The sequence below is a fragment of the Sphingomonas pruni NBRC 15498 genome, from assembly GCF_001598455.1.
GTDB classification, from domain to species: domain Bacteria; phylum Pseudomonadota; class Alphaproteobacteria; order Sphingomonadales; family Sphingomonadaceae; genus Sphingomonas; species Sphingomonas pruni.
The window spans coordinates 61,328-76,034 of record NZ_BCYZ01000012.1 but is presented as its reverse complement, the minus strand read 5'-3'; the positions used below and the strand labels follow the sequence as shown (position 1 = coordinate 76,034).

Sequence of the window (14,707 nt, the reverse complement as noted above, 5' to 3'; positions counted from 1 at the left end):
CAGCCGCGAAGCGGCGAGGACGGGACATTTTTCCCCTCCACCACCGACCTGCGGTCGGCGGTCCCCCTCCCCATCTGCGATGGGGAGGATTTGATCGTCACTCGATCAGCGACAGGAACCGCGCTTTCTCGATCGCCTTCACCCGTCGATCTACGTCGAGCTTGGCGAACAAATTGGCCAGATGGGTCTTCACCGTATTGGGCGACACATCCAGCGCCCGTGCGAGTTCCTTGTTCGACTGACCCGACGCCAGCAGATCGAGGATCTCGCATTCGCGCGGCGTAAGGCCGAGTGAGGCAATCGCCGCGGCATTGCGCTCGAACGGCGCGGACTTCTTCGCCGTCAGCCGGTGGCCGACCCACAATCCCAGGCAGATAAAGCCGAGTGCCAGCAAGCCGACATAGAGGTCGGTCGAAATCTGGTCGGCGGCGTAGCGGAACTTCAGCTGTTCGAGCGCAACCGCGACGACAGCGAGGCCCAGCGCATAGAGGATGGCCGTCCGCCACATCGCGCGTCAGGCCTTGGGCGGCGTCAGTTGATAGGGTTGATAGATCGCGCGGAATGCGGCCATTTCTTCGCAGGTTTGCGAATGCGCGACGAGCGCCGGCCAGCGATTGAGATCGAATTGATCGGCGAGCGCCTCACTGATGAAGCGAAAGACAGTCGCCGTCAGCAGGTCGGCATGGCTCATCGACGAACCGCCGAACCATCCGCCCGCCGCGGCGCGTTCGCGGTCGAGCAAATCGAGCGTGTCCGTCACCTGGGCGCGGCAGCGGTCGACCCACATCGGCAGGCCGTCGCGGAACGCCTTCTCATAGACCAGGCTGACGCCCTTGTCGGCGGCGCCGGCGGCGAGCGCGCACCAGCGCAACATGGTCCTCAGGTCGGCGCCGGTTCGCGTCAACACGGCGTCGTTGCCCGCCATCTCGTCGATCAAGGTGACGATGACGCTCGAGTCCATCACCGACACGCCATCGTCGAATACGAGTACGGGGACGCGGCGGAGTGGATTATAGGGCGCGATCTTGTCGGCATCGCCGAAGGTCGACCAGGGCAGGTGCTCGAACCCGATGCCGTAGAGCGTCAGCGTGATCCCGACGCGGCGGACGAAGGGCGAATCATACTGGCCAATCAGTTTCATGCTTGGCTGGCTCCTATGACCCCGCGCCGATCAGTTCGCGGCCGATCAGCATGCGACGGATCTCATTGGTGCCTGCACCGATGTCGAGCAATTTGGCATCGCGGGCGAAGCGCTCGACCGGCCAGTCCTTAGTATAGCCGGCGCCGCCGAGCGCCTGGATCGCCTCCAAACTGACCTTCACCGCATTTTCGCTCGCCAGCAGGATCGCGCCTGCCGCGTCGAAGCGCGTGGTCTTGCCTGAATCACAAGCTCTGGCGACCGCATAAACATAAGCGCGTGCCGAATTGAGCGCGACATACATGTCGGCGATCTTGGCCTGCATCAGCTGGAACGTGCCGATCGACTGGCCGAATTGCTTGCGCTCGCGGACATAGGGCACGACCACGTCGAGGCACGCCTGCATGATGCCGAGCTGGATGCCGGCGAGCACGGTGCGCTCGTAATCGAGCCCCGACATCAGCACGCCGACGCCGCCGTTGAGCGGGCCCATGATATTCTCTTCGGGCACTTCGCAGTCGTTGAATACCAGTTCCGCGGTCGGGCTGCCGCGCATCCCCATCTTGTCGATTTTCTGGCCGATCGAGAAACCGGGCATGCCCTTTTCGATGATGAAGGTCGTGATGCCGCGCGATCCCTCGCCGGTCTTGGCATAGACGACGAGCGTGTCGGCATAGGCCGCATTGGTGATCCAGAACTTGGTGCCGTTGAGCACATAGCCGCCCTGAACCTCCTCGGCGCGGAGCTTCATGCCGACGACGTCCGATCCGGCGCCCGCTTCGGACATGGCGAGGCTGCCGACATGCTCGCCCGAGATCAGCTTGGGGAGATATTTGGCCTTTTGCTCAGGGCTGGCCCAGCGGCGAAGCTGGTTGATGCAAAGGTTCGAATGCGCGCCGTAAGAAAGACCGATCGAGGCCGAGGCGCGGCTGACTTCCTCGCAGGCGATGACATGTTCGAGATAGCCGAGTCCGAGCCCGCCATATTCCTCTTCGACCGTGATGCCGTGCAGGCCGAGCTCGCCCATTTGCGGCCACAGCTCCTCGGGGAACCAGTCCTCGGCATCGATCTTCGCCGCCAGTGGCGCGATCTTGTCGGCGGCAAAGCGCTGGGTCGTCTCGCGGATCATGTCGGCGGTTTCGCCGAGTGCGAAATCGAGGGTGGCGTCCATTATCGTCTCCTGTGTTGATCCGGGCTGTAGCGCGCCGCCGGTGGCCACGCTAGCGTCCCACCCGGACAGCACGGGGGGAGTGCCGCTTGCAGGGGTTCGATCTTGTTTTCGCGATGTTCGGGCTGGTGCTCGGGCTCGCCGTGACCGAGGTGCTGGCCGGCTTCGCGCGCGTCATCAAGATGCGGCGCAAGGCGCATGTCGGCTGGCTGACGCCGTTGCTCGGCTTGTTCGTGTTGATCGACATGACCACGTTCTGGAACACGATCTATGCGCATCGCGAACACCTTCACGCCAATCTCGCGACCTTGCTCGTCGTGCTGGGATTCGTCGGCAGCTATTACCTCATCTCGACGCTGATCTTTCCCGACGATCCCGATGAATGGCCCGATTTCGATGCCTGGTACGACCGGCACAATCGTCAGGTGCTGGGCGGGGTGTTGGGCCTGACGCTTGCACTGATCGTGGTGACAGCAATCACCAGCGCGATGGGGCTGGCGATCAAGGCGGACACGCAAGGCGGCCCGCATGGCTGGATCGCGCTCGTCGCCGGGCTGTTCCATATCCCGCTTCTGGTCTTGTTGCTGATCGTCAAGTCGCGCCGCCTCAATGTCGCGTTGCTCGCCACCGAAATCGCGCTGATGTTGGTCGCGGCCTTTGCCTGGGTGATCTGACCCGTTAGTCTCATCCGAAACAATCAGGGGCTCGCATGACCAGTCTTCTCCGCCGCAAGACGATTACCGAAGCTGCGCCCGAGCATCAGCTCGCGCGGACATTGAGCTGGCCGCATCTGGTCGCACTCGGTGTCGGGGCAATCGTCGGCACCGGTATCCTGACGTTGATCGGAGTGGGCGCCGACCGTGCCGGACCGGCGGTGCTGTTGAGCTTCGTAGTCGCCGGCGCGATCTGCGCGGCGGCGGCGCTCTGCTATGCCGAGATGGCGACGCTGATCCCGGCGTCGGGCAGCGCCTATACCTACAGCTACGCGACGTTGGGCGAGGTGATCGCCTGGGTGGTCGGCTGGTCGCTGATCCTTGAATATTCGCTGGTCGTCGCGACCGTCGCCGTTGGCTGGTCGGGCTATGCGGTCGGGTTTTTGAAGGGGCTGGGGGTCGAGCTTCCAGACTACCTCACCCACGGACCGACGCTGGCCGGATCGATCGCCGACGGGACGTTCCATCTCGCGACGCCTGGCATCAACGTCCCTGCGATCTTCATCATCGCGGTAGTGGCGGGACTATTGATGCTGGGTACTCGCGAAAGCGCCCGGATCAATACCGCGCTGGTGGTGCTCAAGATCGTGACCCTGACCCTGTTCGTCGCGGTGGCACTGCCGCATTTCGACGCGGCCAACCTGCATCCGTTCGCGCCGCTCGGTTATGGCAGCACGCCCGGCGCGGGTGGCGTCAAATACGGCATGATGGGCGCGGCGGCGATCATCTTCTTCGCCTTTTACGGGTTCGACGCGATCTCGACCGCGGCGGAGGAAGCCAAGCGTCCCGAGCGCGATCTCGCCATCGGCATCGTCGGATCGATGTTGGCCTGTACGGTCATCTACATGGTCGTCGCCGCCGCAGCGGTCGGGGCGCTCCATTATTCCAAATTCTCGAACAGCCCGGAGCCGCTGGCGCTGATCCTGCGCGAGATCGGACAGGGCAAAGTTGCGACCGTCGTCGCAGCGGCCGCGGCGATTGCATTGCCGACCGTGATCCTCGGCTTCCTCTACGGCCAAAGCCGCATCTTCCTGGTGATGGCGCGCGACGGCTTCCTGCCGGCCGGCCTCGCCAAGGTATCGGCGCGCGGCACGCCGGCGCGGATCACGGCGGTGACGGCGGTTTTGGTGTCGGTGCTTGCCGCATTGGTGCCGCTCGACGTCATCGCCAGTCTCGCCAATGCCGGGACTTTGTGCGCGTTCGTCGCGGTGGCGGTGTGCGTGCTGGTGTCGCGGCGGCGCGATCCTGGCGCGCGGCGGCCGTTTCGCACCCCTTTGGTGTGGTTGGTCGCGCCGATCGCGATCCTCGGTTGTCTCTACCTCTTCACCAGCCTGCAGAGCATCACGCAGATTTCGTTCTTCGTCTGGAACGGGATCGGGCTGGCGATCTATTTCCTCTACGCGCGGCGCCGCGCTTCGATCGCCTGATTTACGATCCGAGCGCCCAGCGCACGACCTCCGCAATGCCGCGTGTGCCGGCATGGACGACCGGGCGCGTTACGCCCGGCCGCCGGAGGCCGTGCATCCGCCGCGCCCATTCGGGAAGCAGGTCCACTGCCGCGCTCATCGTCATCGTCTGGAACGGCAGCAGCATCAAACTGGGTGGCGGCTGGTCGAGCAGGATGTGCAGCACTTCATGGCTGCGCTCGTCCGCTTTCAATTCGGGCAGAAAATCCCGGATGATCTCCTCCGCCTCGGCTCGACTGCGCGGGATCGGGTCCGCACCGAGCAGTTCCGCGATCAACGCAACTTCGGCGTAATAGAGATCCTGGTCAGCGGCGCTCATCCCCGGTTCCCCATAGCGGATCCAGCCGGCGAGAAAGCTCGACACTTCGGCGACATGAACCCAGGCAAGCAGATGAGGATCGCTTGCCCTATATGGCGTGCCGTCCGGCAGCGTTCCCGAAACCGCATCGTGGATATGGCGGACGCGCGCGATCTGCGCTTCCGCGGATGCCCGCGTCTCGAACGTGGTCTGCGCGATGAAGCGGGCCGTTCCTTTGAGGCGGGCATTCATGTCGTCGCGAAAGCTCGAATGGTCCCATACGCCGGCCAGAACGCGGGGATGGAGCATTTGCAGCATCAGCGCGGCGATGCCGCCGACCATCATCCCGGTGACGTCGATATGAACGCGCCAGCTGACCGAACCGGGCGCGAACAACCCGCTGCCGTCGAGTGCGCGGACGATCGGCGGATTGGCCGGGTCGGACAGCAAGCCGCGAACCTGACGTGCTATGGCGGAGCGGAGGCCGATCATGCCGGATGCATAGGCAAAGTCGCCGCCGCAGGCGAGCCGCCACCGACCAACTGTCATCGCCCGTCAACAAGAGACCCGACGGGGATGTTATCAGGAATCCGTGGACGAAGCGGCAGATGCGCCGGCGTCTGGCACGTAATCGGGTATTTTGATTCCGAGATCCTCGAGCACGATGTGATGCCAGGGGTAGCGTTCAGCCGAACCCGTAGTGGCATGTTGGACAGCCCAATCTTCCTTGAGTCCATCTGACACTATTCTGGTCGGTATTAGCAGCGTTACGTCGTCGGGCGTGAAGTCGAGCCGGTCCGTTTTGATCCGCCACTCGCGCTCCCACGTATGATCGACCGAATATTTGTCGGAAAGCCAGAATCGCACATGGAGATGCCTCTTGGACCGAGGCAGGTCGGCATAGTCCGAGTCAGGCTGGTAGATCACCGGCCGACCGCCTTTCCCGAACACCCATTTCTTCGTGAACACGAAGCCATACGGGCGATATTTGACGTTCTGGTGCGGGGTCGAGAGAATCTGCGGCAGCTTCGAAATCGGAGCTTCGCTGAAGCAGACGCAGCGGTGTTTTCCCTTAATGAATCCCGTGCCGCCGAGAAGGGCACGGTCCGCTAGAATCCTGACGAAAGTGCTGAGGGGATTGTCGCCCTTGGTGAGGTGAACCAGGCGGTCGCTGAGGTCATCTCGAATGACTGGCATAAGTTCTTTTGCCACATCTGCGAATCGCTCGCATCAATTTGGTGTAAGTGAAAGAGGCTAGGACAGCCCGGGCGGCGACACCCCACTAATGTGCGGTGGACGGAATGTGCCGTTGCACAAATTTCAAGTGCCCAAAGCCCGAGCTCACTACGATCCGCCAGCCGGTCGCCGAGATGTTGCCGAGATGTTGCGGACCGCCGTCGAATTGCTGGTGCGAGAGATCAAGGACCGCAAGAACGGCAAGAGCGGCGCCGCAGCGTGTGGTGCTCGACTTCGACCTCGTCCGCCGTCATTAGAGGCGTTGCCGCGCGGCTAGACCGGCCCCGGTCCGGCGATCGTCAGCGTTTGCGGACGAACTCCGCGCGCAGGACCAGCCCCTTTATGCCTTCGTAACGGCAGTCGATTTCCTGGTCATCGCCGGTCAAACGGATCGACTTGATCACTGTGCCCCGCTTCAGCGTCTGGTTCGCGCCTTTGACCGTCAGGTCCTTGATCAAGGTCACGCTATCGCCGTCCGCGAGCAGGTTGCCGACGGCGTCGCGGACTTCCACGATATCGGGATCCTGCGCGTTCGCCGCTGCTGCGGAAGCGCTCATCCACTCGCCGGTGGCTTCGTCATAGACGTAATCGTCATTGGTATCGGTCATGGTCGGGCTTTCGGTCCAGCTATCAATTGAGCGCGGTGGGCGCGGCGTTGGTTGCGTTTACGATGCTCGCGGCGATCCGCAGCGCTTCGGGAAAGCTTTCTGCGTGGATGACGCCGGCACCGTCTCGCCCGAGACGAACCCGATCGAGCATGGCGAGGGGCTGTGGCTGCACGCCGGACAGGATGATCTGAGCTCCGGCGGCGCCCGATCGATGCACGATCTCGGCGATGGTCGTCGTGCCGCTTGCGTCGAGCAGCGGCACCCGCCGCATGCGGAGGATAATGACCTTGGGCGTCTGACCCATCCGCCGCAACGTATCCAGCAACTCGTTGGCGATGCCGAAAAAGACCGGCCCATCGATCCGGAATACTTCGACGCCGGCGGGAAGCGCGTCGCGCTGATGGATGTCCTCGCCCTCGTCGCCTTCCGGCGCACCGCCGGCATCGATCTGGACCGTCTCGCTCATCCGCATCATGAACAGCAGCGAGGCAAGGGTGACACCGACCGCGATCGCCATCGTGAGATCGACCAGGACCGTGAGCCCGAAGGTGAGCAAGAGGACCGCGCGGTCGCCATTGGGCATGCGAAGCAAGCCGATGAAGCGTTGATGCTCGCTCATTCCCCAGGAGACCATGAACAGGATCGCCGCCAGCGCCGCCATCGGCACGAATGCCATCAGACTGGTCGCGAACAGGATGAACAAAAGCAGGAAAAGCGCGTGCAACATGCCGGCGATCGGGGTCAGCGCGCCAGCCCGGATGTTCGTCGCCGTCCGGGCGATGGCGCCGGTCGCGGGCAACCCGCCGAACAGGGCAGAGGCGATGTTGGCGACGCCCTGACCGACCAGCTCTTGATTGGAGCGGTGCCGTGACCCGATCATCCCGTCGGCCACTACAGCCGACAGCAATGCCTCGATCCCCGCAAGGAACGCAATGGTGAAGGCGGAAGGCAGGATCGCCTGGAACTTGGCCAGCGAGATCGACGGCAGCGCCGGCGCGGGCAAGCCAGCCGGAATGTGCGGAAACCGAGAACCGATCGTTTCCACGGGCAAGTGCAAAAGCGCGACTGCCAGGGATGCGACGACTATCGCGACCAGGAAACCGGGCACGCGTGGCGCCACTTTGCGCAATCCGATGATGAGGAGGAGCGACCCAACGCCGATCGCCAAGGTCGTGGCATGGATGCTGCCGAGCGCTCCGAAATAGGCCTGCCATTTCGGCAGGAAATCCGCCGGAACCTTGTCGATCGACAGGCCGAGGAAATCCTTGACCTCGCCCGACGCGATGATGACGGCGATGCCTGCGGTGAAGCCCGTGACCACAGGATGTGGGATGAACTTCACCAGTGCACCGAGCTTGGCATAACCGGCGACAATCAGGATAAAGCCGGCCACCAGAGTAGCGAGTAACAGCCCATCATAGCCATGCTGCGCGATCACGTTGAACACGACCACGACGAACGCGCCGGTGGGCCCGCCGACCTGCGCTCGCGAACCGCCGAGCGCGGAGATCAGAAATCCGGCGACGACCGCCGTGATCAGGCCCTTGTCGGGTGATGCGCCGCTCCCAATGCCGAGCGCCATCGCCAAGGGGAGGGCAACGATGGCTACGGTCAGACCCGCTATGGCGTCGCGTTTGAAGCGATCGAACGTATAGCCTTCGCCGAGCACGGTGATCAGCTTGGGCGTAAAAGCCGTCCAGCGCGCGTCATTCAGCACTGCCATTGGCTCCCGATGCCTGGTCGAACAGCATGGACGGCACGTGCTTGAGCGAGTCACCGCTCCGCGTCTCCTTCAGCCGCACGCCGCGGCCCACGCCAATGCTCGGCGCATTCTCTCCGATCAGCTCGATCCCGGCGCGCTCGAGCGCGGAGATCACCTTGACCAGCGTATCCACGACGCCGCGTACCTGACCGTCCGATCCCTCCATGCGCTGGATGGTCGGCAGCGACAGCCCAGCGAGGTCGGCGAGCTGGCGTTGGTCGATCTCGAGAAGGGCGCGCGCCGCGCGCATTTGCTGAGAGGTGATCATGGTTCCTCATGATGTAAAAAACATCAGCTAACAAATGTGATACTTGATCATGCGGATATAGTATTGGTAATCTGATTTGCCAATCCGATGCAGCCGACGCCTGCATAAATCAGCCTGCGGGTCAAACGCCGACCCCGCGCGAACTTTCACGGGAAGATCTTGGGCACGGCAAAGCCCCTCGGCGCTGCTTTATGTCGCGCTTCAGCCCATGCTGCTCCAGATGAACACCCGGCCGACCGCTATCGAGCAAGGGGTGACGGATGTCGCGGAAAGGCCCGCAAAGCTGTCAACAGCGGAAGGGGGCGGCGCTGAGGGGTGCGACTGCGGTGACTCGCACCGCGACGCTTGGCGAAGCGCGGGAGACCCGTCAGGAAGCGGCGAGGATCATCCGCCACGTTGCGGCGTGGTCCGCGGGACGCGCGGGCAGCGTAAGCGACGTCTACGGGATGCAAGACGCGACGCAAGCGTATCCCCTTCGGCGATAGGCCAGGATAGGCTTACTTGTCCAGGATGGGGCGGAATCGCCTAATATCTGACCAGACCTTCCACATGAAGGCCAGAAACACCAGCGACCACAAAGCGAAGATCGTGATGTCGATGCGGCGCAGGCCCATGAAACTGGCGTCGATCAGCCCCGGGCCGTACCAAAGCGCGAAGAATGACCAGGCCGCCACGAGCAAGCGTAACTCGGTCGCCCCCATGCCGTAATAGGACAAGTGATGGGTCTTGAGGATCAATACCTTGAGATAGGTGAAGCTGGTCATCAGCAGGTACATCGAAAGTGCGAGCAGGCCCGAAAACACGGTGAAATAAGGTGAAAGCCCCAACCCGACGAAAATGAAGGTCTGCGAGATCAGGTCGCAGGAATGATCCAGAAAGTAGCCGAAGTCGGGCCGTTCGATCTTGCGATGGCGCGCGAGCGTGCCATCGAGCGAGTCGCCAAGCCAGTTCAGGAAAAGCCCCAGGATCGCCAGGGACATGAACCAGGGCGAAAGGCGGCAGGCGGCGAATCCGGCCATGACCAAGGCAGCACCGACCAGCCCCAATAGGGTCAGATGATCGGGGCTCACAGCCGATGGCGTCCGCGCGGCCAGCCACAGCAATGCTTTGCGTTCCTGGGTTGCCAGAAAGCTGTTATTCACTCGCACATGATGAACAGGCTCAGCCAGTTGATCGGTTGGCGGGACTTCATTGGTTTCTGCCGGCCGCGCAGATGAGGTGCCGGTTTCCTGAGGAACACGGAAGCGGACTGCAGTCGACTGAACCAGCGGCCCAAAATCGGAACCGAGACTTCCCCGACCTAATTCATCGATTTGGTAGTGCTTCAACTGCAAATCCTTTGCGTGTGACTCCTCGGGGGGCGTCCGCAGGGTCTGGCTTGGGAGTTATTGCCGGCGCTTTATTCCAATCTACCAGCACTTTATGAAGAATCTTGCTGCGCCGCACAATAGTCCTGGGGTCAGGCAGCGGCAAGCCCAACGGTCCATATCGGATACAAAAAGCGGCGAACCGATCGTCAATTCGTCGCCCGTCTGTGAAATATCCCAGAACACTGGATAACAACTTCACACGCCCAGTGTTGTTGAACTATGGCCCGCGTCGGGGCAGTGCTCTGTACGGGCGATCTATCCGTTCTCGTGCACGCTCATTGTCCGCCGGCGCGGACGCCTAGACCGGCTGCAAACCTGCCTTAATTTTCTGCTCTCCTAAACCACTTTGGTAACCGGTTGAATATCCTAGGTTATACCCATACATCGAACGGCGTATGTTTAAAAGGCATATTTTTCAAGTGGTTGACAGGGCCAATGCCGATGAAATCGGCAGCACGACTCCGCCTCGCGTGATAGCTTACGATGTAGTGAGACTGTTTATCGGGCCGTCGTTCTTGACGCCGCGCGGTATAGATCGAGTGGATCTCGCGCTCGCCCGTCATATTTTCAGCAACGAATCTAGTCGGAATGTCGGCGTGTTGCCGACGCCTGCGGGGGTTTATGCTTTATCGGCGACGCAGGTCAGGAGGTTGTTGGCATACATTCAAGAATTGTGGGCGGAAGATGCCGGATTCGGGCGCGATCTTCAGTTGCAATTGTTGTTAGATAAAATCGCGCGCCGGCAGGATGACGCGCTACAGGCGCCGTCCGTCCGCCCCCTTTTGTTGCGGCAGAAGGTTTGGCGCATGCTCCGCATGCTTCGGGCGACCAGCTTCTTTCCTCACCGCTTCGCGGGCCGGGCGGTGCCTGCCAACGCTGTCTATCTCAATATCGGCCAGTTGGGGCTCGCGATGCCATCCTTCTTCAACTGGCTCGCCAAGCGCCCCGACATCAGTCGCGCCATGATGATGCACGACGCTATTCCCGTCGATTATCCGCATCTTGTTGGGGAAAATGCACCCAAACATCATCGGCAGATGATTCGCACTGCGGCTGAGCATGCGGATTGCATGATCTTCAATTCGGCATACACACGCGACAGCGTGAGTGCGGTGATGGCGGATCTGGGCCGGCCTTGCCCGCCGGCGCTGGTGCGGTCGCTGCCCCTACCGGCGGCGTTCGCTGACGTCGAGGCCAGCGTAGCGGAATTGGCCGGCACGCGCTATTTCCTGGCCGTTTCGACCATCGAGCCGCGCAAGAATTTCGCCTTGCTCTTGCGGGTCTGGCAGCATTTCGTCGCGACCATGGGGGAGGAGGCGCCCCATCTGGTCATTGTCGGTTCTCCGGGGAACGATGCCGACAAAATTTTAGCACCGTTGGAGTCCGACCCCGCTTTGGCCAACAGAGTGCACCATGTGGCCGGCCTGTCGAGCCCAGCGCTGGCGTCGCTATTGCTGGGAGCCGCCGGCATGTTGTGCCCATCGCTTGCGGAGGGTTTTGGACTACCTCTGCTTGAGGCAAACGCCCTGGGCGCGCCTGCCATTGCGACGGACATTCCAGCGCATCGTGAATTGGCCTCCGCGACGACAGTGCTGTTGCCGGCGGACGATGAGCAGGGGTGGGCGCGGGCGATCGCAGCGACGCCCGACGTGGTGATGCGCCGGCGCCCGCATATACCTTTTGCGATGACCGAAGGCGCCTATTGCGCCGACATCGTCGATTTCATCACTCGCATTCGGGGCAGGGCAGCTTAATTGACCGCGTTCTTGACCAGGAAAAACGGTGTGAAGATCTGTCCGATGGTTTGAAGAAGCTTCGTCGGCTCATTCGCCTTGGCACCTGCGATGTAGATCACATCCTTGTTCTCGAGGGTGAACCTCTGCGCTAGAAAATAGCTCTCCGGCTTCATCATGTTGACGTGATAGACGGTGGGCCGGTCTTCGCCGTCCGGTGTCTTTACATAACGGAACAGGAAGACCGCGGCGGGATCGGCGAGATTATCGTTAGGCCCTCCGGCGAGCGCCAGCGCCTCGATCAGGGAAATCTGGCGGGTCGGGAGATCATATCGGTTGATCCGGTTGCTGGCGCCCATCACGGAATAGCTGCGGGGTTGGCGCAGGACTTCCACCCGGTCTCCGGGCTCCATTTCCATGCCGCCGCCGTTGGAATAGTCCAGCCCTTCCAGCGGTGCTTCCGAAACTAGCCCCTGGCGATAGACGCGAACCACGAGGTCGGACATCCCAGTCCCGCGATAGCCGCCGGCGAGCGTTATAACGTCCAACAGCTTTTCGTGCGCAGGGGTGAGGCGGAACCGACCGGGATTAGTGACTTCGCCGCCGACGATCACCGCGCTGCCGACGGCGGTGTTCTGTTTCACGATCACCTTGGGATTTTCAGATCGTCCCGCCATACGGGCCTCGATGTCGTGCTCCACTTCGCTGGGACGTTTGCCGGCGACGGCAATCACGCCGAGATAGGGCAGGCGGATGGTGCCCGCGCTGCTGACTTCCAGCGGCCCGATTTGCTGCTTGGTGGCGGCTGGATCGAAGCCGGTGTCGCTATTGGACTGGCCGCCGGCGGAAAAGAGCCGCACGCCGACTTCGTATATCGAGATGGTGAGCTCGTCCCCCGGCGCGAGGGCATCGATGTCGGGCGACGCCCGCGGCGGCAGCGGCTGGAAAGTCGCTGGCTCCGGAGCGGCGGGCACGGCGTCGGCGCGATCGACTTCCACCAACGTGTAGGCGCCCTTGGTCGCATCCCTGATGACGGCATGACCCTGCGGGCCGGACTTAGGCAAGGCGGCGCAACCCGCTAAAGACAACAGCGCCAGCGTCGCGAGGACACGGCCTTTGCGAGGAGACAAATCACTGATCATTCGAGGTATCTGCGTTAATTCCCTGGGCGACCGAGGGGCGATCGCGGTTGAGCCATATTCCCGCGGGCCGAAAGAAGCCACCTATCGAACCTTCCGCCAGAATGGCCCGATTTTCGACAGGCAACCGGGATTCTTGCATGTCGAATTCGCAATCGAACCCGAATTTTCCGGCGTCCTCGACCAGAACGCGGTGCGAGACGAGCACGTTTGTGCCATTCACGATGTCGAACTCCATCAAATTGCCGGCAAGGTGCTGATCCACCTCGAAATGATATCGCGCATTCCAGTGACCCGGCGGTAAATGCAGGAAAGGGCCAAAAGTCAGCATCCGGGCCGGGCCGGTCAGCGAGATCGCGTCGGTGACCGGAAAGGCCGGGTCCCCGGGTTCGAGGATCGAGTCCGCGGGCCAGACTATCGAGTCAATTGAACCGGAGTGATAGCACTGGCCCAGCGTTTCGAAGAGCGTGAGGGTCGCGGTGGGGAGCTGTTCCCGGTCGGCGGAAGCGGTATCGGCGAATTGGACCAAAGCATGGATCGCAGCTTCCGCGGTCGGCCAAGCGGCGTAATCGGACAGCATCTGTTGTCGGACGGTCTGCCAGGTCGAGGGCTGAAGGCCCAGCCAAGCGGCAACCTGGTCGATCCAGTCCGCCAGGTTCGCCTTTCCGTCGACGGCGACGCAGCGGACGCCGTTATGCCGATAGAGCGGCTCCAGACAGGAAAAGGATTGGGAAACGAAGCGCGCTGCCTGCAACGCATCCAGATCGCGCGCAACCATGCAGAAACGGGCTGTTTCTGTAAAGTCGCCCGTTATCAGGATGATGGGTGCCTGCGTTGCCAGCAATGCCTCCCGCGCCTGGCCGTCGGGCGTGTCGAAAAAGGGTATCGTGGGTTCGCCGGAATTTGCCTCGGCCAGTCGCTCGCTGTCGTCTCCGGTGTTGAACGGGATGACATTTACTTGGCCTTGTGTGCGCCGAACGATCTCCGAGACGCAATGAATCGTGAAGATACTTTCCGGGGAAGGCAAGCCGCCAACCGCTAGGGGAATAGTGTCGGACCGCCGCGTGGGCACGGTCAGTTCGCCGCCTGCTTCAGAGTGTGGCATATATGCTGATCGCGAGGTCGAGGTCGTCGAATACCCGGCCATGGCCGCGTTTCAGCACCAGGCCGGAACTGCAATATTCCCGGATGATGCCGATGTCGTGGCTGACCAGGATCATCGCCGCGTCCTTGCGTTCCACAAACAGCGCATCGTGGCATTTGCGGTGGAAGCGCTGATCGCCGACGGAAATTACCTCATCGATCAAATAGCAGTCGAAATCGATGGCAAGCGTCAGGGCGAAGGCCAGCCGGGCGCGCATGCCCGACGAATATTGTCGCACCGGCAACAGCAGATTGGATCCCAGCTCGGCGAAATCGTCGACTCGTTCGATCGTCTCGCGGATCGGTCGATCGTAAAGGCGGGCGATGAACCGGATATTGTCGAGCCCGGTCATCGCCACTTCGAAACCGCCGCCGAACGCCAGCGGCCAGGACAAGGACATTTTCCGCCGGATCTCGCCCCGGCTGGGACGCTCGACCCCGCCGACGATCTTGACCAGGGTGGACTTACCGGCGCCGTTGCGTCCCAACACCGCCATTTTCTCACCGGGGCCAATAGCGAAGCTGATGTCCTTCAACACATGTTTTGGGCCGGTCGGAGTGTCGTAGCTCTTGTAGATGCCATCGGCGACGATCCGCGCGCCGTCCTGCCGCGAGGGCAGGGCGCGCGGCCGTGACGGCGGCGTCGCAAGGAAAGGAACGGTCAA

Annotated in this window: 15 protein-coding genes; 3 read left to right on the top strand and 12 right to left on the bottom strand. The window is 62.2% G+C overall.

Annotation, left to right across the window (positions count from 1 at the left end):
- Nucleotides 1-97: 97 nt before the first annotated feature.
- From SPR01S_RS05660 to SPR01S_RS05650, 3 genes are read right to left on the bottom strand one after another with little or no spacing between them, the layout of a single operon-like run.
- Nucleotides 98-508 (bottom strand): helix-turn-helix transcriptional regulator, encoded by a 411-nt coding sequence (locus SPR01S_RS05660; RefSeq protein ID WP_066586214.1) that lies wholly within the window; start codon nt 506-508, stop codon nt 98-100.
- Between the two features lie 6 nt (nt 509-514).
- Complete coding sequence (locus tag SPR01S_RS05655) at nt 515-1,141, bottom strand: glutathione S-transferase family protein (RefSeq protein WP_066586212.1); 627 nt, start codon at nt 1,139-1,141, stop codon at nt 515-517.
- A gap of 13 nt (nt 1,142-1,154) precedes the next feature.
- Nucleotides 1,155-2,309 (bottom strand): isovaleryl-CoA dehydrogenase, encoded by a 1,155-nt coding sequence (locus SPR01S_RS05650; protein ID WP_066586209.1) that lies wholly within the window; start codon nt 2,307-2,309, stop codon nt 1,155-1,157.
- 86 nt (nt 2,310-2,395) lie between these two features.
- Between SPR01S_RS05650 and SPR01S_RS05645 the strand changes: the two genes are divergently transcribed.
- Together SPR01S_RS05645 and SPR01S_RS05640 are read left to right on the top strand one after the other, a co-directional pair.
- Nucleotides 2,396-2,980, top strand: a complete 585-nt coding sequence (locus tag SPR01S_RS05645; protein WP_157081974.1) for a hypothetical protein — start codon at nt 2,396-2,398, stop codon at nt 2,978-2,980.
- A 35-nt stretch (nt 2,981-3,015) separates the two neighbouring features.
- Entirely contained in the window at nt 3,016-4,446 is a 1,431-nt protein-coding gene (locus SPR01S_RS05640) for an amino acid permease (protein WP_066586204.1), read from the top strand.
- A gap of 1 nt (nt 4,447) precedes the next feature.
- Here SPR01S_RS05640 and SPR01S_RS05635 read toward each other — a convergent pair whose 3' ends face one another.
- The 6 genes from SPR01S_RS05635 to SPR01S_RS05605 form a co-directional block, all read right to left on the bottom strand.
- On the bottom strand, nt 4,448-5,332 hold the full coding sequence (locus SPR01S_RS05635; protein ID WP_084250973.1) for an oxygenase MpaB family protein: 885 nt from the start codon (nt 5,330-5,332) through the stop codon (nt 4,448-4,450).
- A 33-nt stretch (nt 5,333-5,365) separates the two neighbouring features.
- Nucleotides 5,366-5,995: a hypothetical protein gene (locus tag SPR01S_RS05630; protein WP_157081972.1), complete on the bottom strand. Its 630-nt coding sequence runs from the start codon at nt 5,993-5,995 to the stop codon at nt 5,366-5,368.
- A gap of 323 nt (nt 5,996-6,318) precedes the next feature.
- Nucleotides 6,319-6,627 carry a zinc ribbon domain-containing protein YjdM gene (locus SPR01S_RS05625; RefSeq protein ID WP_066586199.1) on the bottom strand — a complete coding sequence of 103 codons (309 nt, stop codon included), beginning with the start codon at nt 6,625-6,627 and terminating at the stop codon, nt 6,319-6,321.
- A 22-nt stretch (nt 6,628-6,649) separates the two neighbouring features.
- Complete coding sequence (locus SPR01S_RS05620) at nt 6,650-8,350, bottom strand: SulP family inorganic anion transporter (RefSeq protein WP_066586190.1); 1,701 nt, start codon at nt 8,348-8,350, stop codon at nt 6,650-6,652.
- Nucleotides 8,334-8,657, bottom strand: coding sequence for a helix-turn-helix domain-containing protein (locus SPR01S_RS05615; RefSeq protein WP_066586184.1), 324 nt, complete (start codon nt 8,655-8,657; stop codon nt 8,334-8,336). The genes SPR01S_RS05620 and SPR01S_RS05615 overlap by 17 nt, the downstream gene beginning before the upstream one ends.
- A 497-nt stretch (nt 8,658-9,154) precedes the next feature.
- The gene (locus tag SPR01S_RS05605) at nt 9,155-9,985 is read right to left on the bottom strand and encodes a CDP-alcohol phosphatidyltransferase family protein (RefSeq protein WP_218016711.1); all 831 of its coding nucleotides are present in this window, start codon (nt 9,983-9,985) and stop codon (nt 9,155-9,157) included.
- Between the two features lie 437 nt (nt 9,986-10,422).
- On the opposite strand from SPR01S_RS05605, the gene SPR01S_RS05600 reads away from it, so the two are divergent.
- The gene (locus tag SPR01S_RS05600) at nt 10,423-11,781 is read left to right on the top strand and encodes a glycosyltransferase (RefSeq protein WP_084250971.1); all 1,359 of its coding nucleotides are present in this window, start codon (nt 10,423-10,425) and stop codon (nt 11,779-11,781) included.
- Here the strand turns inward: SPR01S_RS05600 and SPR01S_RS05595 are convergent.
- Genes SPR01S_RS05595 through SPR01S_RS05585 form a run of 3 tightly spaced genes read right to left on the bottom strand, consistent with a single transcriptional unit; the run spans nt 11,778 to nt 14,707 of the window.
- Nucleotides 11,778-12,902, bottom strand: coding sequence for a polysaccharide biosynthesis/export family protein (locus SPR01S_RS05595; protein ID WP_084250970.1), 1,125 nt, complete (start codon nt 12,900-12,902; stop codon nt 11,778-11,780). The two genes, SPR01S_RS05600 and SPR01S_RS05595, sit on opposite strands and share 4 nt — an antisense overlap.
- Entirely contained in the window at nt 12,892-14,004 is a 1,113-nt protein-coding gene (locus SPR01S_RS05590) for a hypothetical protein (RefSeq protein ID WP_169803382.1), read from the bottom strand. The genes SPR01S_RS05595 and SPR01S_RS05590 overlap by 11 nt, the downstream gene beginning before the upstream one ends.
- Nucleotides 13,991-14,707 carry an ABC transporter ATP-binding protein gene (locus SPR01S_RS05585; protein ID WP_281178768.1) on the bottom strand — a complete coding sequence of 239 codons (717 nt, stop codon included), beginning with the start codon at nt 14,705-14,707 and terminating at the stop codon, nt 13,991-13,993. Before SPR01S_RS05585 ends, SPR01S_RS05590 begins: the two co-directional genes overlap by 14 nt.